Annotated in this window: 26 protein-coding genes and 4 tRNA genes; 5 read left to right on the forward strand and 25 right to left on the reverse strand. The window is 66.8% G+C overall.

Annotated features, from left to right (window positions below; genetic code table 11):
• The first annotated feature begins 185 nt into the window (after positions 1-185).
• Complete coding sequence (locus J2W23_RS05675; protein WP_307647967.1) at positions 186-1,163, forward strand: GMP reductase; 978 nt, start codon at positions 186-188, stop codon at positions 1,161-1,163.
• Between the two features lie 24 nt (positions 1,164-1,187).
• Here J2W23_RS05675 and J2W23_RS05680 read toward each other — a convergent pair whose 3' ends face one another.
• A complete protein-coding gene (locus tag J2W23_RS05680; protein ID WP_176658859.1) occupies positions 1,188-2,054 on the reverse strand; it encodes an alpha/beta hydrolase in 867 nt (288 codons plus the stop codon).
• A gap of 91 nt (positions 2,055-2,145) precedes the next feature.
• Here J2W23_RS05680 and J2W23_RS05685 point away from each other — a divergent pair.
• Positions 2,146-2,221, forward strand: a tRNA-Ala gene (locus J2W23_RS05685).
• A 49-nt stretch (positions 2,222-2,270) separates the two neighbouring features.
• On the opposite strand, the gene J2W23_RS05690 is transcribed toward J2W23_RS05685, so the two are convergent.
• Positions 2,271-2,978: an SDR family NAD(P)-dependent oxidoreductase gene (locus tag J2W23_RS05690; protein WP_307647968.1), complete on the reverse strand. Its 708-nt coding sequence runs from the start codon at positions 2,976-2,978 to the stop codon at positions 2,271-2,273.
• A gap of 142 nt (positions 2,979-3,120) precedes the next feature.
• Here J2W23_RS05690 and J2W23_RS05695 point away from each other — a divergent pair.
• Positions 3,121-3,196, forward strand: a tRNA-Lys gene (locus tag J2W23_RS05695).
• An 85-nt stretch (positions 3,197-3,281) separates the two neighbouring features.
• Here J2W23_RS05695 and J2W23_RS05700 read toward each other — a convergent pair.
• A complete protein-coding gene (locus tag J2W23_RS05700; protein ID WP_176658861.1) occupies positions 3,282-3,689 on the reverse strand; it encodes a hypothetical protein in 408 nt (135 codons plus the stop codon).
• A gap of 272 nt (positions 3,690-3,961) precedes the next feature.
• Between J2W23_RS05700 and J2W23_RS05705 the strand changes: the two genes are divergently transcribed.
• Entirely contained in the window at positions 3,962-4,138 is a 177-nt protein-coding gene (locus tag J2W23_RS05705) for a hypothetical protein (protein WP_176658862.1), read from the forward strand.
• A gap of 89 nt (positions 4,139-4,227) precedes the next feature.
• On the opposite strand, the gene J2W23_RS05710 is transcribed toward J2W23_RS05705, so the two are convergent.
• The 5 genes from J2W23_RS05710 to J2W23_RS05730 form a co-directional block, all read right to left on the reverse strand.
• The gene (locus J2W23_RS05710; protein WP_307647969.1) at positions 4,228-4,791 is read right to left on the reverse strand and encodes an HNH endonuclease; all 564 of its coding nucleotides are present in this window, start codon (positions 4,789-4,791) and stop codon (positions 4,228-4,230) included.
• Positions 4,792-4,853: 62 nt separating this feature from the next.
• Positions 4,854-4,927 (reverse strand) — tRNA-His (locus J2W23_RS05715).
• A 25-nt stretch (positions 4,928-4,952) separates the two neighbouring features.
• Entirely contained in the window at positions 4,953-5,150 is a 198-nt protein-coding gene (locus J2W23_RS05720) for a hypothetical protein (protein WP_013540118.1), read from the reverse strand.
• A gap of 34 nt (positions 5,151-5,184) precedes the next feature.
• Positions 5,185-5,261 (reverse strand) — tRNA-Arg (locus tag J2W23_RS05725).
• A 379-nt stretch (positions 5,262-5,640) separates the two neighbouring features.
• Positions 5,641-5,844: a hypothetical protein gene (locus tag J2W23_RS05730; RefSeq protein WP_307647970.1), complete on the reverse strand. Its 204-nt coding sequence runs from the start codon at positions 5,842-5,844 to the stop codon at positions 5,641-5,643.
• A 152-nt stretch (positions 5,845-5,996) separates the two neighbouring features.
• On the opposite strand from J2W23_RS05730, the gene J2W23_RS05735 reads away from it, so the two are divergent.
• Entirely contained in the window at positions 5,997-6,380 is a 384-nt protein-coding gene (locus J2W23_RS05735) for a hypothetical protein (RefSeq protein ID WP_307647971.1), read from the forward strand.
• 3 nt (positions 6,381-6,383) lie between these two features.
• Here J2W23_RS05735 and J2W23_RS05740 read toward each other — a convergent pair whose 3' ends face one another.
• From J2W23_RS05740 to J2W23_RS05820, 17 genes are all read right to left on the reverse strand, one after another.
• A complete protein-coding gene (locus J2W23_RS05740; protein WP_307647972.1) occupies positions 6,384-6,848 on the reverse strand; it encodes an acyl-CoA thioesterase in 465 nt (154 codons plus the stop codon).
• 2 nt (positions 6,849-6,850) lie between these two features.
• Complete coding sequence (locus J2W23_RS05745; RefSeq protein WP_176658867.1) at positions 6,851-7,381, reverse strand: MarR family winged helix-turn-helix transcriptional regulator; 531 nt, start codon at positions 7,379-7,381, stop codon at positions 6,851-6,853.
• Positions 7,378-8,154, reverse strand: coding sequence for an SDR family NAD(P)-dependent oxidoreductase (locus J2W23_RS05750; protein WP_307647973.1), 777 nt, complete (start codon positions 8,152-8,154; stop codon positions 7,378-7,380). Before J2W23_RS05750 ends, J2W23_RS05745 begins: the two co-directional genes overlap by 4 nt.
• A 105-nt stretch (positions 8,155-8,259) precedes the next feature.
• The gene (locus J2W23_RS05755) at positions 8,260-9,846 is read right to left on the reverse strand and encodes an ATP-dependent acyl-CoA ligase (protein WP_307647974.1); all 1,587 of its coding nucleotides are present in this window, start codon (positions 9,844-9,846) and stop codon (positions 8,260-8,262) included.
• A complete protein-coding gene (locus J2W23_RS05760; RefSeq protein WP_093124379.1) occupies positions 9,836-10,567 on the reverse strand; it encodes an ABC transporter ATP-binding protein in 732 nt (243 codons plus the stop codon). Before J2W23_RS05760 ends, J2W23_RS05755 begins: the two co-directional genes overlap by 11 nt.
• On the reverse strand, positions 10,564-12,351 hold the full coding sequence (locus tag J2W23_RS05765) for a branched-chain amino acid ABC transporter ATP-binding protein/permease (protein ID WP_307647975.1): 1,788 nt from the start codon (positions 12,349-12,351) through the stop codon (positions 10,564-10,566). Before J2W23_RS05765 ends, J2W23_RS05760 begins: the two co-directional genes overlap by 4 nt.
• Complete coding sequence (locus tag J2W23_RS05770; RefSeq protein WP_176658871.1) at positions 12,348-13,403, reverse strand: branched-chain amino acid ABC transporter permease; 1,056 nt, start codon at positions 13,401-13,403, stop codon at positions 12,348-12,350. Before J2W23_RS05770 ends, J2W23_RS05765 begins: the two co-directional genes overlap by 4 nt.
• 61 nt (positions 13,404-13,464) lie before the next feature.
• Positions 13,465-14,628, reverse strand: coding sequence for an ABC transporter substrate-binding protein (locus J2W23_RS05775; RefSeq protein WP_307647976.1), 1,164 nt, complete (start codon positions 14,626-14,628; stop codon positions 13,465-13,467).
• Between the two features lie 40 nt (positions 14,629-14,668).
• Positions 14,669-15,133: an aromatic-ring-hydroxylating dioxygenase subunit beta gene (locus J2W23_RS05780; protein ID WP_307647977.1), complete on the reverse strand. Its 465-nt coding sequence runs from the start codon at positions 15,131-15,133 to the stop codon at positions 14,669-14,671.
• Positions 15,130-16,449 (reverse strand): aromatic ring-hydroxylating dioxygenase subunit alpha, encoded by a 1,320-nt coding sequence (locus J2W23_RS05785; protein WP_307647978.1) that lies wholly within the window; start codon positions 16,447-16,449, stop codon positions 15,130-15,132. Before J2W23_RS05785 ends, J2W23_RS05780 begins: the two co-directional genes overlap by 4 nt.
• A gap of 24 nt (positions 16,450-16,473) precedes the next feature.
• A complete protein-coding gene (locus tag J2W23_RS05790) occupies positions 16,474-17,619 on the reverse strand; it encodes an ABC transporter substrate-binding protein (RefSeq protein ID WP_307647979.1) in 1,146 nt (381 codons plus the stop codon).
• A 34-nt stretch (positions 17,620-17,653) separates the two neighbouring features.
• Positions 17,654-18,823, reverse strand: coding sequence for an ABC transporter substrate-binding protein (locus tag J2W23_RS05795; RefSeq protein ID WP_307647980.1), 1,170 nt, complete (start codon positions 18,821-18,823; stop codon positions 17,654-17,656).
• Between the two features lie 52 nt (positions 18,824-18,875).
• On the reverse strand, positions 18,876-19,607 hold the full coding sequence (locus J2W23_RS05800) for an SDR family oxidoreductase (protein ID WP_307647981.1): 732 nt from the start codon (positions 19,605-19,607) through the stop codon (positions 18,876-18,878).
• A complete protein-coding gene (locus tag J2W23_RS05805) occupies positions 19,604-20,416 on the reverse strand; it encodes a cyclase family protein (RefSeq protein WP_307647982.1) in 813 nt (270 codons plus the stop codon). The genes J2W23_RS05800 and J2W23_RS05805 overlap by 4 nt, the downstream gene beginning before the upstream one ends.
• 17 nt (positions 20,417-20,433) lie before the next feature.
• Positions 20,434-21,687, reverse strand: a complete 1,254-nt coding sequence (locus J2W23_RS05810; RefSeq protein WP_307647983.1) for an SDR family NAD(P)-dependent oxidoreductase — start codon at positions 21,685-21,687, stop codon at positions 20,434-20,436.
• Positions 21,684-22,856 carry a thiolase family protein gene (locus tag J2W23_RS05815; protein WP_307647984.1) on the reverse strand — a complete coding sequence of 391 codons (1,173 nt, stop codon included), beginning with the start codon at positions 22,854-22,856 and terminating at the stop codon, positions 21,684-21,686. Before J2W23_RS05815 ends, J2W23_RS05810 begins: the two co-directional genes overlap by 4 nt.
• Complete coding sequence (locus J2W23_RS05820) at positions 22,853-24,478, reverse strand: AMP-binding protein (RefSeq protein WP_307647985.1); 1,626 nt, start codon at positions 24,476-24,478, stop codon at positions 22,853-22,855. Before J2W23_RS05820 ends, J2W23_RS05815 begins: the two co-directional genes overlap by 4 nt.
• Between the last annotated feature and the right edge of the window lie 5 nt (positions 24,479-24,483).

Consider the following 24,483-nt stretch of genomic DNA (forward strand, 5'->3'; position numbering starts at 1 on the left):
CGTATGCGGGTTATATGAAGAACTGGAAGACCTGCCTTCGGGACCCCGCGTAAAATCAATCACCGGGCCCAAGTTTCTTGCGCCCGGTTTTTTGTGGGCGTTTTCTTTTTCGAGAAGCACCGCAAAGGCCGGCCGGACCAAGCGCTCATTCGTTTCTTTCAACGATTCCTTTCAGGAGCCTGGTCATGCAAATCTTCGATTACGACAACATCCTTTTGCTTCCCCGCAAGTGCCGCGTGGAGAGCCGTTCGGAATGCGATGCCAGCGTGACGCTGGGCGAGCGCACCTTCCGCCTGCCGGTGGTGCCGGCCAACATGAAGACGGTGGTCGACGAGTCGATCTGCCTGTGGCTCGCGCAGAACGGCTACTTCTACGTGATGCACCGCTTCGACCTGGACAACGTGAAGTTCGTCAAGGACATGCAGGGCAAGGGCGTGTTCGCCTCCATCTCGCTCGGCGTGAAGAAGCCCGACTACGAGACCGTCGACCAGTTGGTCGCCCAAGGACTCACCCCCGAATACATCACGATCGACATCGCGCACGGCCATGCCGACAGCGTGAAGAACATGATCGGCTACCTCAAGGAGAAGCTGCCGAAGACCTTCGTGATCGCCGGCAACGTCGGCACGCCCGAAGCGGTGATCGACCTGGAGAACTGGGGCGCGGACGCAACCAAGGTCGGCATCGGCCCGGGCAAGGTCTGCATCACCAAGCTCAAGACGGGCTTCGGCACGGGCGGCTGGCAGCTGTCGGCGCTCAAGTGGTGCGCGCGCGTGGCGACCAAGCCGATCATTGCGGACGGTGGCATCCGCGACCACGGCGACATCGCCAAGAGCGTGCGTTTTGGCGCCTCGATGGTGATGATCGGCTCGCTGTTCGCGGGTCACGAAGAGTCGCCGGGGAAGACGGTGGAAGTCGATGGGGCGCTCTTCAAGGAGTACTACGGCTCGGCCAGCGACTTCAACAAGGGCGAGTACAAGCACGTCGAGGGCAAGCGCATCCTCGAACCCATCAAGGGCAAGCTGGCCGACACGCTGGTCGAGATGGAGCAGGATGTGCAGAGCTCCATCAGCTACGCGGGCGGCCGCACGCTGATGGACATCCGCAAGGTCAACTACGTCACGCTGGGTGGCGACAACGCGGGCGAACACCTGCTGATGTAAGCGCCCTGCCCCGGGCGCTGTCGTTCAGGCTTCGAGCAGTTGCACCGCGTGGCGGTGCAGCGAGTGGGCCGGATCGGCGAATGCATCGACCACGCCGAAGTGGTCGAGGCCCGGAAGCACCTCGCACACCGGCACGGTGTTGCGCCCCCAGGCGTCGCGGATCATCGCGTTGTGACGGAGGAATTCGGGGCTCTCCTCGCCGCCGGCGACGGTGTAGAGCTGGCCCCGCGGCGGTGCGGGCCAGAGCGCAGGGCTCGCGCGGCGAGCGTCTGCGTCGGTCAGTTTCAGCGTGTTTTCCAGGAACGGTGTTCGCTGCAGCGGGCGCAGGTCGTAGAGGCCCGAGATCGAGAGCGCGTTGCGCACCAACTGTGCGGGCAGATCGGGCGAGACCGCTTTCCAGCCGCACGCCAACAGCGCCGCCGCCATGTGGCCGCCGGCCGAATGACCCGCGACGGTGATGCGCGAGGGGTCGCCGCCATAGGCCGCGACGTGGCGCCAGGTCCACTCGAGCGCACGCACCATCTGCATGAGGATGCCCGGCACGGTGACGGGCGCCTCGACCGGTCCGGGACACAACGCGTAGTTGGGCACGACGACGCAGATGCCGCGGTCGTTGAACGACGGTGCGATGAAGGAATGCTGACTCTTGTCCATCGCACGCCAGTAGCCGCCGTGGATGAAGACCAGGACCGGCGCGTCGGGGATCGGCGCCGGAAAAATGTCGAGCGTTTCGCTCGGGTCCTTGCCGTAGCGAAGGTCGATCCGGCCGGGCAAGGCGTCGCGCACCGCCGCCGATTCGCGCGCCCAACGCTCGAAGTACACGGGGTGGTTTTTCACCCGCGCGAGATTGTTGTACATGCCTTCCAGCCAGGCGGGGTCGTACGAGGCCATGCGATTGCTGCTCTTGGTTTTGCGAGGCGCGAATCTTGGCACGACACAACCTGCGGCGGCACGGGAGTCTGGTTAGAATTTACCCCGTGTTGGGGGGGTAGCTCAGCTGGGAGAGCGCCGCGTTCGCAATGCGGAGGTCGTGAGTTCGATCCTCATCCTCTCCACCAACCGATTCGAAAGGCCTTGGCAACCGCCAGGGCCTTTTCTTTTTGGCGCTCAGGTATCGAGTGTCAAGTGCTGGCCATGCAACGCCGCCGCGGCGGGCGATGCGAGGAAGCCGATGGTCTGCGCCGCGACCGACGTCGACACCCACTCTGCAGGATTGGCATCGGGCATCGCCTGGCGATTCGCCGGCGTGTCCAGCACGCTCGGCGCAACGCTGTTCACGCTGACGCCGTGCGGTGCGGCTTCGGCCGCCATCGCTTCCACCAGGCGTTGCAGCGCGCTCTTCGATGCGATGTACGCGGCCATTGCCGGCACGCCGCGTGCCGCGACCTTCGCCGTCACGGCGACGATGCGGCCGGCCTTGCGCTCAATCATCGAAGGCAGCACGGCCTGCGTCACCGCGACGAACGACCATGCGTTGAGATTCATCATGCGGTCCCAGCTTGCGCGCGACAGGGCATGCGTTGCCTCCCCCATTTCGAAACCGCCGGCGATGTGCACGAGTGCGTCGACCCGGCCAAAAGCCTTGAGCACCTGGCTGGTCAGCTCAGCCATGTCGGGTGCAGAAGTCACGTCGCCTGCGAGCAGCAGGTGCTGCGAGTTGTCGAGCCCCGGAAAAACCTCGGTCAATCGCCCGGCATGGTGATCGACCAGTGCAAGGCGCGCACCCTGGTCAAGGAACTGCTGCGCCACAGCACGACCCAGCGCGCCCGCGGCACCGGTGATCACGACGTGCGGCGTGGTGTTTGCATCGCTCATAAGAAAATGCTCCTGATTGAGGAGGGGCGTGGCCCCGTCGGTGGCGCATCCTAACGCCGCATTTCACAAATTTTTTGGACACCCGAAAATTCTGGGATATACTCGTGGTCTTGCCTGAAAACGCTAGTCGCTTACAGCGCAGGGGCTCTTAGCTCAGTTGGTAGAGCAGCGGACTCTTAATCCGTAGGTCGAGTGTTCGAGTCACTCAGGGCCCACCACCAACATGGCGGAAACGCTGAAAAAGCCTGCTACCTCACCGGTAGCAGGCTTTTTTATTTGTCCAACGGCATCACATGAACCCGCTCAGCCGTTGCGCGCGATCCAGTCGTCGACAAACCGCGTGAGCACGTCGCGCTTCTCCGCGACTTCCGCCATCAGGTACTGTCGTGCATGCGTCTGCGCCAGTTCGTTCGACAAGAACCATTGCTCTCGCTCAGGACTGCCCTGCGGCGGTGGCGCGCCCCAGGCCGTGATGCTCTTACCGAGAAACGCCTCGGTGACTGGCAATCGCCCATCCGTCTTGCCGATGTCCGACAGCACATTGCGCGGCTCGCCGAGCGTGACGCGCACCCGGACGATGTCTGCGTCCACATGAATGGAGGCACCAAGGCCGCCGGCCCGATGCACCTGCCAGAGCTGGTCTGCCGAAGCATGGCGGATCCAGCTTTCGAGCGCGCGGGCCAGGCTCTCAAGGATGATTTCTTGGTTCATATATGCACTATTTCACATTTACAGATGACGACTTCGGTCGACGATGCCCCGTATCCACAAAGTCCGATGCATGACATGGCATCTTGTACCCGCTGTCACACAGCACAACAACCAGGATTTCAGGGACATCACATCGAAGCAAAAAAGCTCGTTGAACCCGCTTCGGCGGGTTATTTTTTGCCCTCCTGCATCCAGCGCGATCGGCGATGTCCGACGACAACACAATCCACGCCCGGGCAAAGTGATTTCCGGCCTGCGCTATATTTCTTCCCATGGAAAAGGCTTCCGACATAGGCAAACCCACCGTCCCCATCGACCTGATCGGGCCGGAACACTGGGGTCGCTCCAGGCGCGGCAATGGTCGGGTCACCAAAGTGCTCTGCATCATCGTCGGTGGCATTGCGGCTGCCGGGGTGATTGCCTATCGCTTCTTCGGCGTCGGGCGCTGAACGCCCCATCCGCACAATACAAAGCCCGCCGTCCGAAGACAGCGGGCTTTTTTCTTGAGGGTCGAGCCAATGCACAGCAGCGCCCCCTTTCACTGAAGCCGCGAGCCCTTGGGAAGCCGCCTCGCCAGCCACTCGTGCACGTCTGCGCGGATGTTGCGGCCTTCGAGCAGGAAGTTCTCGAAGCGGCTCGGCACGTAGGGCAGATAGACCAGCGGCATGCCGGCTTCCTCCGGCGTGCGCGCGGCCTTCCTGTTGTTGCAGGCGGCGCACGCACTCACCAAGTTGGTCCAGGTCCACGGACCGCCGCGCGATTCGGGCAGGACGTGCTCGCATTGCAGGTCGCGCTCGTGGAACACGCCCGCGCAGTACGCGCAGGTGTAGCGGTCGCGACGCACCAGCTTGCCCTTGGTGACGCCGGGCACCACGTCGAACAGGTTGATCTTCGAGGCTCCGCGCAGCGCGATGATGGGCGCCACGTCGATGCGCGACTGCGCACCGCGCGCCACGTTGAAGCCGCCGCGTAGCGTGGCCAGCGGCAGGACGCCGTCTTCCCACGCGACCGAGCCGGTGGCGTAGTGCAGCACCGCCTGCTCCAGAGAAATCCAGGCTTGCGGCGTGCCCTGAATATCGAGTTGCAGGACGTGAGGGTGCATGGTGGCTCGCCTCCTTTCGCGGCGATAGGTGAATGGGTTGAAGAAGAAGTAAAAGAAAGCGATGGGGTGCACGAACGGAATCGAACCGTCGTCAGCGGGACCACAACCCGCGGCTCTGCCGTTGAGCTACGCACACCGTGAAAAGAAAACCGATCGGCCGGCTACCACTCGCCCACTTCGCGCACGCGCTGGTCGAGGTCGAGCACTTCGAGCAAACGCTCGCGGCCGGTCGAGGCGGACAGGCCATCAGTCGCGCGCCTGCCAATGCCGAAGCGTTGCGCCAATGCCAGCACCATGTGCCTGCGCGGCTGTGCCGGGCGCACGGTGATCATCCGGATCGGGGTGTTGCGCTTGCGCATGGTGACTCCTTGGTTGTTGTGACGGAAAACAAAATGGCCCCACGTGCACGACTCGAACGTGCAACCCCTTGCTTCGTAGGCAAGTGCTCTGATCCATTGAGCTAACGCGGGATGAAAAGCAAAGACAAAAAGTGTCCGGTTACGAGTTCCGGCGCCGCCCAATCTTTGCGGCCGGTTTCCGCGGAAGGACCATCTGCAATGGCCCGGTTCCGCTCGGGTTCGGTGCGAAAAAACGACTGACCGCTTTTCCATTTCGGTTGTGTCCTCACGCGACGGACAGCGCGCTGGGCGCTGCCCCGTACGACGTCGCTGCACAGGAGGGATCAGTTCCTGCACATCCCGCCAGACCGTCTACGCGGTGGTTCCTGGCGGTGTGGTGAAGGCACACCCGAAATGGCAAGGCACGGCAAACAAAAAAACAAAACAAAAAAAGGCCCGGAAACCTTTCGGTGTCCGGGCCTCTGCTGGAGAGAGCTTGGAAGGTATGCGCCTATGCGCAACCTCCACCCGGTAGCACCTGATCCTCGAACTTGCCAACGCGCAGGCGGGCTGCGGTTTGCGTGGCATGCACGTAGTTCTGGCGCAGATTCGATTTCGACGACGGCATGCCGAACCCACCACCGCACGACCACACGCGCACGAACGCCCGGCCCGATGCGGGTCGAATGTTGGTGAGGGTCAATGCGGTGTTCACGATGGTTCCTGGGTCAAAAATTGCCGCTGTCGGCTGTGAGGGGTTGGAAAAAGGGACGGCCTAGGCCGCGAATGAGGGCAACTGTAAATAGTGTTTACGGCGACGTCAACAACCGGGACAATCTTTTCTTGTCTTGTTGTTGTTTTTGAACAGTGCCCAATATCACCGTCGCGCGCCGTCGCAATGTCCTTGCGCTGCATCGCCGCTTTCTCGAGGGCGCCGTTGCTGCGGGCCTGCCAGCCAAGGGGCTGGACCAGGCCTTTGCGAAGAAGATCGAAATCTCTCCGAGCATGTGGAGCCAGATCAAGAGCTCTCGGCCCATCGGCGACAACCTCGCGCGGCAGATCGAGAGGCACTGCGACGTGGAGCCCGGTTGGCTCGACAAGGAAGACCGGCCCTCCGAGGTGCCCGATGCGGCGGAAGAGCGCTTCATTGCGGCCGCACGCGAGGCGTGGCGCTCGGCCAATGCCAAAGGGAAGCGAGAACTCAGCGGCTGGCTGAAGAAAACTGCGCAGGACGCCGACCCGGCGCCTTGAAGTTCAACCCGCCAACACCGGCGCGTCGCGCAGGATCGCCGCGCGCATGTCGTCGGGAATGGCAACGGCGCGATGGGTCTCCAGTGACGTCGTCACGATCACCTGCGTCATCTGCATGCGCACTTCACCGGACTCGGCACCGAAGCAGCGCACCGCCAGCGTCATCGAGCGCGAGCCCAGCCGTTCCACGGCGAGCCCGAGCATCACCGGATCACCCATGCGGCTCACGGCGCGAAAGTCCACATCGAGCTTCACGGTCGGCAGGCCGATGCGGCGCTGCGCCACGAGCCCGTGGTAGCTCAGGCCCAGCCCGTCGTTCACCCAGTCTTCGACGAGCCCGTTGAGCATCACGAAGTACTGCGGATAGAACACGATGCCCGCCGGATCGCAGTCCGAAAACCGGATCAATCGCGGCCGCCGGAACTCCGCGCTCGGCGCCTCCAGGTCGACATGCGTGGCATCGCTCATGCTCAGCCCTCCTCGCCCGTCGCCTCACCGCGCATCACGTGCACGCGCAGCAGTCCGAGCTGGCTGTGCATCTGCTTGACCGTCTTCATGTCGAGGCCCGAGAACATTTCGAGGATCCACTGCTCGTGCTCGCTCGCCATCGTCTCGAAGGTGCGCCGCCCCGCGGGCGTGAGGCTCACGATCCATGCGCGGCGGTCGTCGGGGCTGGGTGCGCGCGCCACCATGCCTTCGCGCTCGAGTTCGTCGGTCAGGCCCGTCACATTGCCGCCGGTCACCATGAGGTAGCGCGACAGCACGCGCATCTTGAGCCCGTCCTTGTAGCGATAAAGCTGCGCCATGTAGTCGAAGCGCGCGAGCGAGATGCCGAAGCGCTCGCGCAGCCGGCGCCGGATCTCCGCTTCGATCTGCGTGGTGCTCGCGAGCATGCGCAACCACAGCTTGAGCATCGCGTGGTCTTCGTGACCGGCGCGTGCTTCATGACCGAGTTCTTCGGCGTCGCTGAGCGCGGCGTGCGAGGCGTCGTTGCGTGTCATGTCACTTCTCCTCCCGAAACCGAAATCGACTGACCCGTGACCGACGCTGCACCTTCGCCGCACAGCCAGCGCACCGTGTCGGCCACCTCGGACGGCTGCACGATGCGCTTCTGCGGGTTCACGCTGGAGAACTCCGCCAGCGCATCGGCCTCGCTGCGCCCGGTCTTGCCGACCACGTTGGCGACGCTGTTGCGCAGGATGTCGGTGTCGGTGTAGCCCGGGCACACGGCATTCACCGTGATGCCCTTGCGCGCCACTTCGAGCGCCAGCGAGCGCGTGAGGCCGATCACGCCGTGCTTGGCGGCCGTGTAGGCCGAGACATAGGCATAGCCCTTCTGGCCCGCCGTGCTCGCGATGTTGACGATACGGCCCCAGCCCGCATCGAGCATGTCGGGCAGCGCCGCCTGCGCGCACAGGAAGCTGCCAGTGAGGTTCACCGCCAGCATGCGCTGCCAGAGCGCGACCGAGGTCTTCAGGAACGGCGCGCTCTCGGCAGCGCCAGCGTTGTTGACGAGGATCGCAATCGGCCCTCGCGCTGCGCGAGCCTGCGCGAAGGCGGCTTGCACGCCTTCCGGATCGGCCACATCGGCGGCGGCAACGCCATGCCCGCTGCCAGCGAGCGTATCGGCCACGCGCTGAAGCGCCTCACGGTCGCGCCCGAGCAGGGTCAGCACGGCGCCCTCGGCCGCCAGGGTGCGCGCGATCTCCGCACCGATGCCGCGTGCAGCGCCGGTCACAAGCGCGTGCCGGCCAATGAGTAGATTTGACTGCATACCTGAATTGTTTAGTTCTGAATTATTTTAACGGCGCTCCACGACCGAGGCTGTCACCGCGTGAAACGCCCGCCATTCAGTTCCAGTGCTGCGGTGCGCACGGGCCTATGGCCTCGCGGGCCGCCCATCCCAGGTCTGCGGCCCCACGCCGCGCTCGCGCAGCTTGAACTTCTGCACCTTGCCGTTCTCGGTGCGCGGCAGGTCGGGCAGCACGTCGATGTAGCGCGGCACCGCGAAGTACGGCAGGCGGCTCTCGCAGAAGCGCGACAGTTCCACGGGATCGATGCGCTCCCCGTCGCGAGCCACCAGCGCGGCCATCACCTCGTCCTCGGCCAGCTCGGAGCGCACGGGATACACCGCGCACGAAGCCACGCCGGGGTGACTCAGCAACACCTGCTCGACCTCGAACGAAGAGATGTTTTCCCCGCGCCGGCGGATCGCGTCCTTGATGCGGTCCACGAAGCGAAACGCGCCGTCTGCATCCCGCACCACGCGATCGCCCGTGTGAAACCACAGGTTGCGCCAGGCTTCGACCGTCTTCTCCGGCATGTTGAAGTAGCCGCTCGCAAAGGCGTAGGGCTCGTCCGCGCGCAGCAGCAGTTCACCGGCCTCGCCGGGCGGCAATGCCACGTCGTCCTCGTCAGCCACGCAGGCCTGGAAGCCCGGCCGCAGCCAGCCCATGACACCGCCGCGCGGCGAATCGGGCGACGTGGCGATCGCGAAGTTGGTTTCCGTCGAGCCGTAGCCCTCGAGCAACGACACGCCCGTGCGCGCCTTGAACGCCTGCCCCGCCGTCGCGGGCACACCCGGCCCGAGCCCGATGCGCACGCGGTGATCGCGCTCGCCTTCGCCCTCGGGCTGCGCGAGCAGGATCGGCACCATCGCCCCCAGCAGGTAGACCACGGTCGCGCCGTTCGCGCGCATCGACGGCCAGAAACCCGACGCCGAGAAGCGCGATTCGAAAACCACCTCGGCCCCGGTCAGCGCAGCCTGCGCGAAGGTGTTGAGCGCGTTGATGTGAAAGAGCGGCAGCGTGGTGCACAGCACGTCGTCTCGCCCCACGCCGAGCACCTCGGCGCTGTTCACGCCCCACCAGAAATACTGCGCGTGCGGGCAAATCACGCCCTTGGCCGGGCCGGTGGTACCCGAGGTGTAGAGGATGGCGAGCGGGTCGCCCGGTTGCACCGCGGCGGGCGCGATGGCCTCCGATCCTTGCGGGTAGACCGACACGCGCACGCCGGCAGGCGGCTCCCACTCAGCGCCGCCCTCGCCCACCACCCATACTTCTCGCAGGGCCGTGCGAGCGAGGTCCGCCGTCTTCAGACGTTCGAGAAAACCCGCCTCGATCACCAGCAACTTCGCCGTGCTGTTCTCGAGGAAGTACGCGATCTGCGGTCCCATCGACGCCGTGTTCACCGGCACGACCGACGCGCCCATCCATCCCGCGCCAAGAAAGGTTTCGAGAAACTCGATGCGGTTGCCGCACATCACCGCGATGCGGTCGCCGCGCGCCACGCCGGCTTGCACGAGCGCCGCGGCACGCACCCCGGCAGCCTCGGCCGCATCGCCGTGCGTCCACTGCCGCCCCGCAATCCGCAGCAGCGGGCGACCGGCGAACAACGCCGACTGCCGCTGCAGCATCGCGGGCAGCGTGCGCTGCGCCGGCGGCAGTGCGCGCACCTCACTCGTCATCGTGCGTGCCCCCGCCCAGATAGGTCGCCTGCACGCGCGGGTCGCTTGCGAGTTCGGCCGAGGCACCTGAGAGCGCGATCTCTCCGGTCTCCAGCACATAGCCCTCGTCCGAGCTTTCGAGTGCGGCGCGCGCGTTCTGCTCGACCAGCAGGATCGAGACGCCGTCGTCCCGCAGCTTGCGCACGATAGTGAGGATGTCCCGCACGATCAGCGGCGCGAGGCCGAGGCTGGGCTCGTCGAGCATCAACAGGCGCGGCGCCGACATCAGCGCGCGCCCCACCGCCAGCATCTGCCGCTCGCCGCCCGAGAGCGTGTCGGCGCGTTGCGAACGGCGCTCGGCCAGCCGAGGGAACCGGTCGTACACCGACTGCAGCCGTTTCTTCATCGCATCGCCGCGCAGCCGCTTGGCATACGCGCCGAGCTGCAGGTTGTCGAGCACGGTGAGTTCGCCGAACAGCTCGCGCTTCTCGGGCACGAGGCACAGGCCGCGCTCCACGCGCGCTTCCACGTCGAGCCCCTGCAGGTCTTCGCCCTCGAAGCGCAGCGTGCCCTTGCACGGCAAGAGGCCCATGGCCGCGGCCAGCAGCGTGGTCTTGCCTGCGCCGTTCGGTCCGATTACCGAGATGATCTGGCCGGGTTGCAAGTCGAGCGACACGCCGCGCACCGCCTCCACCTGCCCATACGACACATGCAGGTCACCGATCTCCAGCATCGCGGTCATACAACGCTCCCCAGGTATGCAGCCTGCACGCGCTCGTCGGCGCGCACCGCCGACGGCACGCCCTCCACCAGCTTGGAGCCGAAATTCATCACCACCAGACGGTCCACCAGTTTCATCACGAAGTCCATGTCGTGTTCGACGATCAGGATGGTCACGCCCTCTTCGCGGAGCTTGCGCAACAGGTCGCCGAGCGCCATCTTTTCCTTGCGGCGCAAACCGGCCGCGGGCTCGTCGAGCACCAGCAGCACCGGGTCCGCGGTCAGCGCGCGCGCGATCTCCAGGATGCGCTGCGTGCCCAGCGGCAGGCTGCCCGCGAGCTCATGCGCGCGGTCGCCGAGACCGATGCGGTCGAGCTGGCGCTGCGCCTCCTGCAGGATCTGCATCTCCTCTTTGCGATCGAGCCTGAGGCCCGCCTTCAGGATGCCCGAGCGCGTGCGCGAATGCGCGCCGAGCGCCACGTTGTCGAGCAGGCTCATGTGCGGCCTGAGCTTCACATGCTGGAAGGTGCGTGCAAGGCCCAGCCGCGCCACCTGCCGCTGCGGCATGCCGGCGATGTCGTGGTCGAGAAAGCGCACCTGCCCCGAGGTCATCGGCAGCGTGCAGGTCAGCAGGTTGAACATGGTCGACTTGCCCGCGCCGTTCGGCCCGATCAGCCCGACGATCTCGCCGGCCTTCACGTCGAAGCTCACGTCGTTCACCGCCACCAGCCCGCCGAAGCGCTTGACCGCGCCGTTCACCGACAGCACCTGCGTGCCGCGCGCCGGCAGCTGGCGATGCGGCAGCGGATCGACCGGAGGCGCCTCGTGGCGCGACGCGCCCTGCGCAGCGCCGCGCCTGCGCGTCCAGCGCCGCAGCAACCCCATCAACCCGCCGCGCGCAAAGTGCAGCAACAGGATGAAGAGCGCGGCAAAGGCCACGGCCTCCAGTTGCCCTGCGCGCTGCGTGAGCATCGGCAGCACGTCCTGCAAGCCGTTCTTCAATACCAGCACCAGCGCAGCCCCCACCAGCGCACCCGCCAGTTGCCCGAGTCCGCCGGCCACGGCCATCAGCAGGTACTCGATGCTCGCGCGCACGTCGAAGGGCGACGGGCTCACGAAGCGGTTCATGTGCGCATAGAGCCAACCCGCCAGCCCCGCGAAGAGCGCCGCCGTGACGAAGAGCGTGAGCCGCACGCGGTACGCATCCGCGCCCACGCTCGCCAGCAGCGTCGCACCGCCGCGCAGCCCGCGGATCGCGCGGCCCGGCCGCGACTGCAGCAGGTTGTGGCTGAAGAGGCAGGCCAGCCCGACCACCACCCAGATCAGGTAATACATCGCGCGCGGATCGGCCAGCGACCAGCCCGCGACCTGCAACGCCGGAATGTTCGACAGCCCCGTGTGGCGGCCGAGCGCATCGACGTTGCCGAACAGCATCGCAATCGACAACCCCCACGCGATCGTGCTGAGCGGCAGGAAGTGTCCGCCGAGCCGCAGCGTGAGCATGCCGATGGCGAGCGCCGAGAGGCCCGTGAGCAGCAGCGCGAACAAGAGGCCGATCCAGGGCGACATGCCTTGCGCCGTCGTGAGCCACGCGGTCGCGTAGGCCGCGATGCCCACGAAGGCCGCTTGCCCGAACGAAGTCGCGCCACCCACGCCCGTGAGCAGCACCAGCCCGAGCGCCACCAGCGCGCCGATGCCGATGTCGTTCAGCAGCGAAACCGTGAAGCTGCCCGCCACCGCCGGCACCAAGGCCAGCACGACGACCACCGCGGCGATCCACGTCATGCGCTTGCGGTTCGCACTCATTGGTCCACCTCGTCTTCTTCCTCTTCGGAATGCGCGGCCATGAAGGACCGCAGCATGAGCACCGGTATGAGCAGGCTGAACACGATCACGTCTTTCAACGCGCCGCTCCAGAACGAGGCAAAGCTCTCCACCACGCCGACCGCAAGCGCGCCCACGGCCGTCATCGGGTAGCTCACGAGCCCGCCGATGATCGCGGCCACGAAGGCCTTCAGGCCGATGATGAAACCCGAGTCGTAGTACATGGTCGTCACCGGTGCGATCAGCACGCCGATGAGCCCCGCCAGCAGCGAGGCGCAGCCGTAGGCCAGCAGCGCGGTGCGCACGGGCCGGATGCCGACCAGCCGCGCGCCCACCCGGTTCACCGCGGTCGCACGCAGCGCCTTGCCTGCTACCGTGCGCTCGAACACCAGGAAGAACAGGCCGCTCAGCACGATGGCCGCGCCCACCATCAACACCACCTGGCCGCTGACCGTGAACCCGTCGCCGAGCGTGAACACGGCGCTGGTGAGCGGCGTGGTGCGCGAACCCTCAGGGCCGAAGAACAGCAAGCCCAGGCCGGAGAGCAGGAAGTGCAGCGCCAGCGACACGATGAGCAGCACCAGCACCGAGGCATCGGCAATCGGCTGGAACACCACCCGCGCCAGCAGCGGCGCGATGGGCACCACCAGCAGCACCGCGACGGCGATGTGCACCGCCACCGGCACGCCGGGCCGCGCCGCGAGCCATGCGAGCACGCACGGAATCGCGGGCAGCACGCCCCACATCAGCACCGCCTTCGGAATGCGCGCGCCCTCGCCGCGCCGCAACAGGCTGCCGATTTCCGTCGCCAACGCCAGCGCGGCGAGCACCGCGACCATGCCTATGGTGGCCGGCACGCGGCCGGTCTCGAAGGCCGCGAGCGACAGCGCCGCGAAGGCCGCGATGTCGCCGAAGGGTACGAACACCACCCGCGTCACGGAAAAGATCAATACCAGCCCGAGCCCGGCCAGCAGATAGACGGCACCGTTGGCAAGGCCGTCGGTGATGAGAATCAGCGCGACGTCCCACGTCATAGGAAAACCTCAGGCGTAGCTTTCATCTTTTTTCTTGTCTTCTTCGGGAACGGGGCGTCGATCAAGGTGCAAGCTTCCATTGGCCGTTGTCCAGCTTGACGATCACGCGGGCGCGCTCGTCCACGCCGTAGAGACTGCCGGGCTTGAAGCTGTAGACACCGTGCGTGCCCACCACTTCCTTGGTGCTGAAGATCGCGTCGCGCAGCGCGAGGCGGAACTCGGCGGTTCCCGGCTCGGCTTTCTTCATGGCGCGCGAAGCGGCATCGGCGAACACCAGCCAGCCGTCGAAGGAATAGGCCGAGAAGGCGTCGCTGGTCGGCGCGTTGTTGACCTTCTGGAACACGGCGCGGAAGTCGGTCGCGATCTTCTTGGTCGGGTAGTTGTCGGGCAGTTGCTCGGCAACGATCACCGGGCCGGTGGGCATCAGCGCGTTTTGCCCCGCCGCGCCGACCACACGCACGAAATCGGGGTTGATGAGCCCGTGCTGCCCGTACACGCCGCCCTTGTAGCCGCGCTCCTGCAGCGCGAGGAACGGCAGCGCACCCGGCGTGCCGGCGCCGCCGGTCATCACCGCGTCTGGGCGCAGCGCCACGATCTTGAGCACCTGGCCCGTTACAGACGCATCGGCGCGCGCATAGCGCTCGTTGCTCACCACCTTGATGCCGGCGCCGGGCGCGGCCTTCATGAGCGCGTCGTACACCAGGTCGCCCCAGGCGTCGGTGAAGCCGATGTAGCCCACGGTCTTGACGTTGTTGCGCTTCATGCGCTCGACCACCGCATCGATCATCAGCTGGGTGGGCTGCGCCACCGTCATGACCCACGGGTTTTCGTTCGGATCGAGCAGGATGGGCGTGAGGCCGATCATCGGCGTCTTCGCATCGCGGCCGACCTGCGCCATCGCGATGGCAGCTGGCACGCCCGACGTGCCCATGAGCACATCGACCTTTTCCTCTTCGACGAGCTTGCGCGCATTGCGCCCGGCCGTGGTCGGATCGGAGCCGTCGTCCAGCACGATGAGCTGTACCTTGCGGCCGTTGATCTCGGGCCTGTAGGCGAGCGCCGCCTGCATGCCCTTCGCGTAGGGCACGCCCAGCGAAGAGTTCGGCCCCGAGAGCGACACGCTCAGGCCGACCTTCAGGTCGGCCGCCAGCGCGCTCGCAACACCACAGGCGGTCAGCGCCGCGGCGATGGCACCGCGCGTCAGGGTCAGCATCAGGCTCTTCATGTCGTAGCTCCGGTGAGGATGGTTGGAATGAACAGGTAACTCAGATGAACAACTGGATCGCCGGCAATGCGCGTGCGGCGTTGAGCAGGTCGATGCGCTTCTGGCGGATGGCCCAGCCCGAAGGCGTGCGCACGAGGTGGTGGCGGGCCGTGCCGCTCAGCAGGATCTGGGACTCGCCGCGCGCCTCGACGTAGAGGAACGGCGTGCGCAGATGCACCTCGTCCCCGGTCTCGCTCTCGATGCGCGAGGGCTGCAGCACATGCTGGCTGTGGCTCGCGGGGTGCTGCGAATGGGCGCGCGGATTCTTCAGGCGATCGACGCGCAACTGCAGCAACAGGCGGTCCTCGAAAGCCAGCGAGTTGTGCGAGAACGGATCGGCCTGCGCGGCGCCGAGCAGCGGCACCCAGTAGTGGCCGTCCTCGGCGAAGAGGGCGAGCCAGTCGTCGAAGCGCCGCTCGTCGAGCAGGGCAGCCTCATGAGCAATGAAATCGCGCGGATCGTTCATGCCGCGACCTCCGTGGCCATCGCCTTCGCCCACGCACGGAACTGGTTGCGCATGAGCAGCTCGTTCGTGCCGTTGGTGGTGACGGTCGATTGCGCGAGCTCGGCCGCGTCGTAGTTGCGGTGCAGGCTCACCCATTCGTTGCCGCCGGCGCGCAGGCCCTGCTGGATGCTCTCGAACAGGTGCACGTCGTCGTGCGCGACCACCGACATCGGCGAAAACACGAGCCGGTTGTAACTCATCGCGCGCTCGAAGAGCAGCGCGGGCGCACCGGCCGCGCGAAAGCTCCAGGCCTCGATCAGCGTGCGGTCGGCAGCGAGCGGGCGGATCACGCGGATCGCCTGCGGCGAGCCCTTCACCGACAGGCTCGGATAGAAGACCGAGTTCTGCGGCGAGCGCTGCAGGATGTCGGCCGCGCGCTCGACCCCGTGCGCGGCCTGCATTGCGGCCTCGTACTCGGGAAGCTGCGCATAGTTGGAGTGGATGCTGAAGTTCACGCCCAGCACGCTGTGTCCGTTGGCGAACACGCGCCCGCCCATCCTGTCGAAGAACTCGTAGCCGGAGCCGAAGGGCAGGATCTGCTCCATCGCCATCGGCTTGGGATCAGAAGGCCCATGGCCTTCCCACAGCGCCTCGGCCGCCTTGGTGGCCGACTCGTGCGTCGACATCGGATGCACCGTGTCGTTGATGTTCTCCAGGTACATCTTCCAGTTGCAATGGACGATGTTGCGCAGCACGCCACCGCCCACGGTGAGCTTGCCCTCGGGCGAACGGTCGACCATGTTGTCGATGGCGCCGAGCACTTCGCCGAAGTAGTCCTCGAACGTGGGGCCGATGTCGGAGAGCCGCACGAACACGAAGTCGCGGTAGACCTTCACGTGCTTGACCACCGACAGCCCCTGCCCCGATTCGCAGGCCTTGAGCTGCGTGCCGTCGTAGCCCGCCTTCAACGGCAGGCCGAGCGGCGCGCCGTCGAGCTTGTAGGTCCACGCGTGGTACGGGCAGCGGAAGAAGCGGCCGGTGTTGCCGCTCTCGTCCGTCACCAGCTGCGTGCCCTTGTGGGCGCAGCGGTTGTACATGACGTGCACCGCGCCATCGGGCTGCCGCACCATCAGGAGCGGCCGGCCCGCGACCTCCTGCGTCACGAAGTCGCCCGCCTCCGGCACCTGGCTCGCATGGCCGAGGAAGACCCAGGTGTTCGCGAACAGGCGCTCCTGCTCGAGCGCGAAGATCTCTTCGCTCAGGTACAGGTCGCGGTGCACGCGGTCGTCCTGCACCAGGGCGGCGATGCGGTCGGGATGATGGCGGTAGCTGGTCATCGGCGGGCGCTCAGGCTGCTTCTTTCAGGGGACCAGCTTCCACTGGCCCTTGTTCATCTGCACGATCACCACGCCGCGCTGGTCGGAGCCGTAGCGGTCGTCGGGCTTGAAGGTGTAGATGCCGTGCGTGCCCACCAGCTCGCGGGTAGCCACGATGGCATCGCGCAGAGCCGTGCGGTACTGCGGCGTGCCCGGCTCGCCCTTGGTGCGCGAGGCGGCGTCGGCCAGCAGCAGGTAGGCGTCGTAGGTGTACGAGGAGAACGCGTCCGTCGGCACCGCGCCGTTCACCTTCTGGTAGGCCGCGCGAAAGCCCATCGACACCTTCTTGATGGGGTTGCTGTCGGGCAACTGGTCCGCCACCAGCACCGGGCCGCTGGGCACCTGCAGGCCTTCGATGGAGGCGCCGCCCACGCGCACGAAGTCGGCGTTGATGAGGCCGTGCGTGCCGTAGATCTTGCCCTTGTAGCCGCGCTCGGCGAGCGCGATGTAGGGCAGCGCGCCGGGCGTGCCGGAGTTGCCCGCGAACACGGCGTCGGGCCGTGCCGCGACGATCTTCAGGATCTGCCCGGCCACCGACGAATCGCTGCGCGCATAGCGCTCGTTCGCCACCACCTTGATGCCGGCCGTGGCTGCGCTTTTCACCAGCGAGTCATAGGCCAGGTCGCCCAGCGCATCGGAGAAGCCGATGAAGGCCACCGTCTTCACACCCGACTTCTGCATGCGCTCGACCACGCCCGCGACCATGAGCGGGAACGGCTGCGACACCGTCACGGTCCACGCGCCTTCGGGGCCGGCGATGGTCACCGGCGTGGGCGAGATCAGCGGCGTGTTCAGTTCGCGTGCCACCGAGGCGATAGCCATCGCGCCCGGCACGCCCGAGGTACCGATCAGCACATCGACCTTGTCCTCCGTCACCAGCTTGCGCGCGTTGCGGCCGGCGGTGGTGGGGTCGGAGGCGTCGTCCAGCACGATCAGCTGGACCTTGCGGCCGCCGATCTCGGGATGCTCGGCGATGGCGGCGCGTATGCCCTTTTCGTAAGGCACGCCGAGTGCGGCGACTGGGCCCGACAGCGAGCTGATGAAGCCGATCTTGAGATCGGCGGCCATCGCCTGTGCGGCGGCCAATGCGACCGCGGTGAGGCCGAGGATTCGGGCCAGGTTCTTTTTCATTGAGATTGCTCCAGCGTGTGTTGTGTGCGTTGTTTCAGGGAACCAGCTTCCACTGGCCCTTTTCCAGCTTCACGACCACACGCGAGCGCTCGTCCGACCCGTAGCGATCGGTCGGCTTGAAGTTGTAGACGCTGTGCGTGCCCACCAGCTCCTTGGTGCTGACGATGGCGTCGCGCAGTGCAAGCCGAAACTGCGGCGTGCCCGGCTCGGCCTTGGTGGCGAGCGCGCGCTGGGCCGCATCGAGGTACAGCAGCCAGGCGTCGAAGGTGTAAGCCGAGAAGGCATCGGTCGGCGGGGCGCCGTTGGCCTTCTGGTAGGCGGCGCGGAAGTCCATCGACACCTTGCGGATCGGGTTGTCGTTGGGCAATTGCTCCGCCACGATCACCGGGCCGGTGGGTGCGAGCATGCCTTCGACGGCCGCACCGCCCACGCGCACGAAGTCGGGGTTGATGAGCGCGTGCATGCCGTAGATCTGGCCCTTGTAGCCGCGCTCCGACAGCGCGAGATACGGCAGCGCGCCGGGCGTGCCCGAGGTGCCGGTGATCACCGCATCGGGGCGCAGCGCCACGATCTTCAGCACCTGCCCGGTCACCGACGAATCGGCGCGCGCATAGCGCTCGTTCGACACGATCTTGATGCCCGCCGGCTCCGCGCTCTTCTGCAACGCGTCATACACCAGGTCGCCCCATGCGTCAGAAAAGCCGATGTAGCCGACCGTCTTCACGCCCGACTTCTTCATGCGCTCGACCACCGCGCTCACCATCAGCGGTGCGGGCTGAGGCAGCGTGACCATCCACGAGCCTTCTTCGCCGGGCAGGTTGGCGTTGGCGATGGAGATGAGCGGCGTCTTGGTCTCGCGCGCCACGCCGGCAATGGCCAGCGCACCGGGCGAGCCCGCGGTGCCGATGATGACGTCGACCTTGTCCTCGTCGATCATCTTGCGGGCATTGCGGGCGGCCGTGGACGGATCCGACGCATCGTCCAGTTGCACCAGCTGGATCTTGCGACCGCCGAGGTCGGCCTTGTAGGCGAGCGCGGCCTTCATGCCCTTCTCATAGGGAATGCCGAGCGACGACACCGGCCCCGAGAGCGACGTGATGAAGCCGACCTTGAGATCGGCGGCCCACGCGCCAGCCACGGCGCTCAGGGCGCCGAGGCCCACGGCGATGCCCGCGAGGGCACGGAATCGGTTCAGGACTTTCATGGCGATGCTCCAGAGGTGATGTTTTTTGAACGGAACGGAACGGGACTGAAAACTAGAGGGCCAAACTGCCGACGCTGGTGCCGCCGCAGACGTAGAGCACCTGGCCGGTGACGAAGCTGTTGTCGGCGTCGGCGAAGAACCGCACGGCGCGTGCCACGTCGGTCGATTCGCCCAGGCGCTTGACGGGCACGGAGGCTGCGAGCGATCTCTCCTTCTCGCTGCCGGCTTCGACGACGTCGTAGAACATGTCGGTGCGGATCGGACCGGGCGCGACCACGTTCACCGTGATGCCATCCGCCGCGAGTTCCAGTGCCCAGGTGCGGGCCATGCCCAGCATGCCGGCCTTGGTCGCGGAATAGCTGGTGCGGGTCGCAAGACCCAGCGCCGCGCGCGACGACAGCAGCACCACGCGGCCGAAGCGTTGCGCGCGCATGGCGGGCAACGCGCCCTGCACGAGCTGGATCGCGCAGCCCAGGTGCAGGTCGACCAGTGCGTCGAGATCGTCGAGCTTCACTTCGGGCAGCAGCGCGGCACGAATCACGCCGGCGTTGTGGACGATGGTGGTCGGCGCAAAGCGCCCGACCAGCTCGCGCACCGCCTCGCCCGTGGCGGCGCGGTCGCTCAGGTCGACCTCGATGCTGTGCAGCTTCGGGTGATCGATCTCGGCCTTGCGGCGCGCGAGCGACACCACCTCGTAGCCTTGCGCGAGCAGGTCTTCGCAGATCGCCTTGCCGATGCCGGCGCTGCCACCGGTAACGGCCGCGACCTTGGGTGCCGTGGTCATGCCGAAGCTCCCACCAGCGCCAGCACGCGCAGCGGGCTGCCGCTGCCCTTCTCGATCTTGAGCGGCGGACAGATCAGCACCGCGCCCGACGGCGGCAGCAGGTCGAGGTTGCTCAGGCACTGCAGCCCATAGCGCCCGGCGCCATGCATGTAGTAGTGGCACGGATACGGCGGACGCAGGTGATAGCCCTGCCCGGCATCGGTGCCGATGGCTTCCGAGCCGAAGCCCAGCACGTCGCGCTGCTCCACCAGGAAGCGCACGGCCTCGGTGCTCGGGCCGGGCGTGTGCTGGCCGGTCTCGTCGAAGTTCTGGTATGCCTCGGGATCGGTGCGCTTGGACCAGTCGGTGCGCATCAGCACCCACGCACCCTTCGGGATTCGGCCGTGCACGGCTTCGTAGGCCTCGATGTCTTCCAGCGTCAGCAGGTAGTCGGGGTCGTCCTTCACCTGCGGAGAACAGTCGATCACACAGGCAGGGGCCACGAAGTTCTGCACCGGAATCGTGTCGACCGAATTGTTCGGCAGGTCGCGGCCAGAGATCCAGTGGATCGGCGCATCGAAGTGCGTGCCCGTGTGCTCGCCGCAGGAGAAGTTGTTCCAGTACCAGCCCGGGCCGCGCTCGTCGTACTTGGACACTTCCTCGATGCGGAAAGGCCAGCACTGGCCCATCTCGGGCGGCAGCGCGATCTGCGGGAACTCGGGCGTGAGCGTCTGGGTGAGGTCGATCACGCGGATGCGGCCGCTGGCCATCGCGGTCACGAGGCCGCCGAGGATTTCGGCGGCGGACATCAGTTCGGTTGTCGTGGTCATTCGTGTGGCTCCTGTTCTCAGCCGCCTGCCGCGAGTTCACGCTCGAGCACCTTCGGGTTGTCGCGCCAGCGCTCCAGCCACTCCTGCGCGACGTCGCCCGGGTAGACGTCTTCCACGCCATCGCGCAGCGCCTTCACGATGGCGTTGGCCAGCGCGGCAGGCGCCAGCTTGGGCGGCGGTGTGTGCTGGTTCCATTCGTCGTCGATGGGGCCGGGGAACACGTTGATCACGCGGATGCCCGCGGGCCGCATCTCGGCGCGCAGGCACTGCGCGAGTGAATGCGCCGCCGCCTTCGATGCGCTGAAGGTGCCGTGCGGCGGAAAGTTGCTGAGCGCGTAGATCGACAGCAAATTGACCCACGCGGTCGCGCCGGTCGCGCCATCGGCCGAGCGGCCCTTGAGCGCCGGGCCGAACTCCTGCGCGAGGCGCAGCAGGCCGAAGTAGTTGATGTCCATCTCGGCCTTGGCCACGTCGGTGCCACGGCGCGCGCCGATGCCGAAGGTGCGGTGCACCTCGGCGTTGTTGATCACGATGTCGACCTTGCCGCCGATGGAGCCCGCAAGCTCGGTCACCTGGCGACCGTTGGTGAGGTCCAGCGGCACCAGCGTCACCTGCGGCAGCGCCGAGATGTCGTCCAGCCCGTCGCCCATCTTCTTCCAGGGCTCGGCATGGCCGACCCAGACGATGTCGGCGCCGGCCTTCACCAGCGCGCGCACGATGGCCTGGCCGGTCTCGGTCTTGCCGTCGGTCACCAGCGCCTTGCGGAACTTGGGGTCGCTGGTCATTTCACGCAGCATCTTGTCGTCGGCCATGTGGGCACTCCCTTCATTCGGAAAACCAATGAGAACGGCCTGGCCGGCGCGGTCGAGCCGGGCGCCCACGCGCACGCGCTGCGGCGCATCGCCGACCTCGCCGTGCAGGTGGACCATGAGCGTCGGCCCTGCATCCAGGTGTACGAGGCCCAGCCGCCAGGGCAGCCGCTCGCGGAAGAACAGGTCGTTGCTGTGATGCAGCGTGGTGCTGCCGAGCAGTTCGCCCTCGCCGCTCTGTGCACGCCAACGCAGCGCGGCGGAAAGGCACTTGTGGCAGACCTCGCGCGGCGGGTACTGCACGGTGCCGCAGTCCTCGCAGGTCTGCAGCTCGAACCGGCCCTCGGCGGCGGCGGCCGTGAGGCCGAGCGCGACGCGGCCGCGCGCACCGGGCGGCAGGTTCATCTGCCGGGTGCGCAGCACCGGGTTCTTGCGCGGGGGGCGCATCATCGGCATGGTCATGCGGGTCTCCCCAAGATGACGGCGCCTGTGCACAGGCAGCGGTCGTAGGTCACCATGCCGAAGCCGGCGACGAGACCGAGTTGCGCATCGGGCACTGCGCGCGGTCCGGCCTGGTCGGTCAGTTGGCGGATCGCCTCGACCATGCCGAGGAAGCCGCCCGCCGCACCCGCCTGCCCGGCCGAGAGCTGGCCGCCGCTGGTGTTGTTCGGAAAGCTGCCATCAAAGGTCATGGTGTGCGACTGCACGAAGGCCGGGCCCTCGCCCTTCTCGCAGAAGCCCAGGTCCTCGAACTGCATCATCACGATGACGGGGTAGTCGTCGTAGGTCTGCACGAAGTCGAGCGCGGCGGGCTGGACGCCGGCCTGCGCGTAGAGGTCGTCGCGGTCCTTGCGCCAGCCGCCCTGCACCATCACCGGGTCTTCTGCGTAGGCGTTGTGACGCTCGATGGCGCCGCGGATCACGACGTGGGCCAGGCCCAGGTCGCGTGCGCGCTCCTCGCTCATCACGAGGAAGGCGTCGGCGCCCGCGCAGGGCATCACGCAGTCGAAGAGGTGGATGGGGTCGGAGATGGGGCGCGCGGCCATGTACTCGTCCAGCGTCAGGCCCTTCTTGAACATCGCGTTCGGATTGCCGAGCGCGTTGGTGCGCTGGTCCACGCAGATGCGGCCGAAGTCCTCGCGCTTGGCGCCGTAGGTGCGCATGTAGTTGGCGGTGATGAACGCGAAGATCGAGTTCGGTCCGCCCGAGCCGTAGGGATAGCTCGCATCGCGCGCGAAGTTGCTGAAGCTGCCGAGCGTCTGGCGGAAGGAATCGACGTGGTTGGTGTCGGCGCCCACGCAAGCCACGATGTCGGCATCGCCCGCCTGCACGGCACGTGCGGCACGGCGCAGGCACATCACGCCCGATGCGCCACCCGTGGGCACATGGTCGAGCCAGCGCGGCGAGAGCCCCAGGTGCTGCGTCACGCCCACGGCCGTGTCGGGCGCGAGCGAGAAGCTGCTGAGGCACAGGCCGTCGATCTGCTCCTTGGCGACGCCGCTGGCTTCGACCAGCGCCTCGATGGCCTGTCCGATGAACCAGTGCGCGGTGCGCGTGGAGTAGCGCACGTAGGGCACGGTGATCGGCACCGCGACCGCAACGCCTTCGTAGGAGAGTCGGTTGCGGATCATGCCTGCCTCTTTTTCATTGCACGCGTGTCGATGCAGTGCCCCTGCCCCGGCAGCGACTGCGCCATCTCGCGCAGTTGCCCGCGCTGAATCTTTTGCGAAGGCGTGAGCGGCAGCGCATCGACGAAGGCGATGTAGCCCGGCGCCTTGTAGTAGGCGAGCTGGTCGAGCGCGTGCTGGACGATGCTCGCGGCGATCTGCGCGCGCTGCGAGGCATCGGCGCCCTCGCGCACCACGATGCAGGCCAGCACTTCGTCGCCGCGCACCGCATCGGGCGTCGCGGCCACGGCCGAGGTCTTCACGGCCGGGTGCTGGTTGAGCACGCTCTCGACCTCGACGGCCGAGATGTTCTCGCCACTGCGGCGGATCACGTTCTTCTTGCGGTCCACGAAGAAGAAGTTGCCCTCGGCATCGCGGCGCACGAGGTCGCCCGTGTGGAACCAGCCGTCGGCCCAGGCTTCGCGCGTGGCCTCTTCGTCTTTCAGGTAGCCGGAGAAGAAGTAGCGCTGCGGGTCGCTGCCGGCCGAACGCACGAGCAGTTCGCCCGGTGCATCGGTGCCGACGTCGTTGCCGTCTTCGCCCACGAGGCGGAGTTCGACGAAATCTTCCTGCCGGCCGAAGCAGCTCGTGCCCACGAGGCGCGGTTCGCGGTTGGCCATGATGCAGGCGGCCGCGCCGGTCTCGGTCATGGCCCAGGCCTCGACCAGCGGAAAGCCGAAGCGCTCCTCGAAGGGTGCGTGGTTCTTGCGGTCCACGCCGGCACCGAAGCCCCAGCGGATCGCATGGTCGCGGTCGGCGGCAGACGGCGGTGCGGACAGCAGCATCGCGGGCATCACACCGAGGTAGTGCACGATGGTCGCACCGCTTTCGCGTGCGCTGGCGAGCCACGTCTTCGGATGGAAGCGGTCGAGCTGCACGAGGCAGCCGCCCGCCACCAGCACCACCATGGTGGAGAACGCCATCGCGTTCATGTGGTTGAGCGGCAGCGGCGTGATGACGCGCTCGGCATCAGGCCGGATGCTGCAGACGCCATCGAGCGCGGCATACCACTCGCCTGCGCGCAGGAAGTAGGCATTGCTCAGGATGCAGCCCTTGGGGCGTCCGGTGGTGCCCGAGGTGTAGAGCAGGCCGCATTCGGTGTCGACGCCGATGGGCGCGTGCGCACGCGGCGCAGCGGTCTTCGCGCTGGGCACTGCGTCGTCGGGGCCCATCGTCTCGAAGGCCACGCCGGCTTGTGCCGCGGCTGCACGCAAGTCGGCGGCGCGCTCGGGCAGCGTGACGGCAAGGCCGATTTCGCTGTGGCCGATCAGGTAGACCAGTTCAGCCGAGCGCATCTCGGCATTGATTGGCACCACGCTCACGCCCAGTGCATTGAGCGCGAACCAGTGGAAGAGGAATGCAGGCCGGTTCTCCAGCAGCAGGCCGACGCGGTGGCCATGCCCGTAGCCGGCGTGCGCATAGGCCGCGCGTAGCCGCTCTACCTCGGCAGCAGCTTCGCCCCAGTGAATGGCGCCGGCTGCGACGCCATAGGCGGCCGCAGTCACCGATTCGGTGAACATGAACTCGGCCTGCGGCGTGCGCTGCGCGGTCGCCGCGAAGACCTGATGGACGGTGGTGTGTGGCATCACGT

Origin of the sequence: Variovorax boronicumulans (genome assembly GCF_030812215.1) — a bacterium.
Classification (GTDB): Bacteria; Pseudomonadota; Gammaproteobacteria; order Burkholderiales; family Burkholderiaceae_C; genus Variovorax; species Variovorax boronicumulans_C.

Bases quoted from the DNA above. Each gene is read 5' to 3' on its own strand.
- J2W23_RS05675 (WP_307647967.1), top strand. From the start codon at position 186: ATGCAAATCTTCGATTACGACAACATCCTTTTGCTTCCCCGCAAGTGC.
- J2W23_RS05680 (WP_176658859.1), bottom strand. From the start codon at position 2,054: ATGGCCTCGTACGACCCCGCCTGGCTGGAAGGCATGTACAACAATCTC.
- J2W23_RS05690 (WP_307647968.1), bottom strand. From the start codon at position 2,978: ATGAGCGATGCAAACACCACGCCGCACGTCGTGATCACCGGTGCCGCG.
- J2W23_RS05700 (WP_176658861.1), bottom strand. From the start codon at position 3,689: ATGAACCAAGAAATCATCCTTGAGAGCCTGGCCCGCGCGCTCGAAAGC.
- J2W23_RS05705 (WP_176658862.1), top strand. From the start codon at position 3,962: ATGGAAAAGGCTTCCGACATAGGCAAACCCACCGTCCCCATCGACCTG.
- J2W23_RS05710 (WP_307647969.1), bottom strand. From the start codon at position 4,791: ATGCACCCTCACGTCCTGCAACTCGATATTCAGGGCACGCCGCAAGCC.
- J2W23_RS05720 (WP_013540118.1), bottom strand. From the start codon at position 5,150: ATGCGCAAGCGCAACACCCCGATCCGGATGATCACCGTGCGCCCGGCA.
- J2W23_RS05740 (WP_307647972.1), bottom strand. From the start codon at position 6,848: ATGAGCGATGCCACGCATGTCGACCTGGAGGCGCCGAGCGCGGAGTTC.
- J2W23_RS05745 (WP_176658867.1), bottom strand. From the start codon at position 7,381: ATGACACGCAACGACGCCTCGCACGCCGCGCTCAGCGACGCCGAAGAA.
- J2W23_RS05750 (WP_307647973.1), bottom strand. From the start codon at position 8,154: ATGCAGTCAAATCTACTCATTGGCCGGCACGCGCTTGTGACCGGCGCT.
- J2W23_RS05755 (WP_307647974.1), bottom strand. From the start codon at position 9,846: ATGACGAGTGAGGTGCGCGCACTGCCGCCGGCGCAGCGCACGCTGCCC.
- J2W23_RS05760 (WP_093124379.1), bottom strand. From the start codon at position 10,567: ATGACCGCGATGCTGGAGATCGGTGACCTGCATGTGTCGTATGGGCAG.
- J2W23_RS05765 (WP_307647975.1), bottom strand. From the start codon at position 12,351: ATGAGTGCGAACCGCAAGCGCATGACGTGGATCGCCGCGGTGGTCGTC.
- J2W23_RS05770 (WP_176658871.1), bottom strand. From the start codon at position 13,403: ATGACGTGGGACGTCGCGCTGATTCTCATCACCGACGGCCTTGCCAAC.
- J2W23_RS05775 (WP_307647976.1), bottom strand. From the start codon at position 14,628: ATGAAGAGCCTGATGCTGACCCTGACGCGCGGTGCCATCGCCGCGGCG.
- J2W23_RS05780 (WP_307647977.1), bottom strand. From the start codon at position 15,133: ATGAACGATCCGCGCGATTTCATTGCTCATGAGGCTGCCCTGCTCGAC.
- J2W23_RS05785 (WP_307647978.1), bottom strand. From the start codon at position 16,449: ATGACCAGCTACCGCCATCATCCCGACCGCATCGCCGCCCTGGTGCAG.
- J2W23_RS05790 (WP_307647979.1), bottom strand. From the start codon at position 17,619: ATGAAAAAGAACCTGGCCCGAATCCTCGGCCTCACCGCGGTCGCATTG.
- J2W23_RS05795 (WP_307647980.1), bottom strand. From the start codon at position 18,823: ATGAAAGTCCTGAACCGATTCCGTGCCCTCGCGGGCATCGCCGTGGGC.
- J2W23_RS05800 (WP_307647981.1), bottom strand. From the start codon at position 19,607: ATGACCACGGCACCCAAGGTCGCGGCCGTTACCGGTGGCAGCGCCGGC.
- J2W23_RS05805 (WP_307647982.1), bottom strand. From the start codon at position 20,416: ATGACCACGACAACCGAACTGATGTCCGCCGCCGAAATCCTCGGCGGC.
- J2W23_RS05810 (WP_307647983.1), bottom strand. From the start codon at position 21,687: ATGACCATGCCGATGATGCGCCCCCCGCGCAAGAACCCGGTGCTGCGC.
- J2W23_RS05815 (WP_307647984.1), bottom strand. From the start codon at position 22,856: ATGATCCGCAACCGACTCTCCTACGAAGGCGTTGCGGTCGCGGTGCCG.
- J2W23_RS05820 (WP_307647985.1), bottom strand. From the start codon at position 24,478: ATGCCACACACCACCGTCCATCAGGTCTTCGCGGCGACCGCGCAGCGC.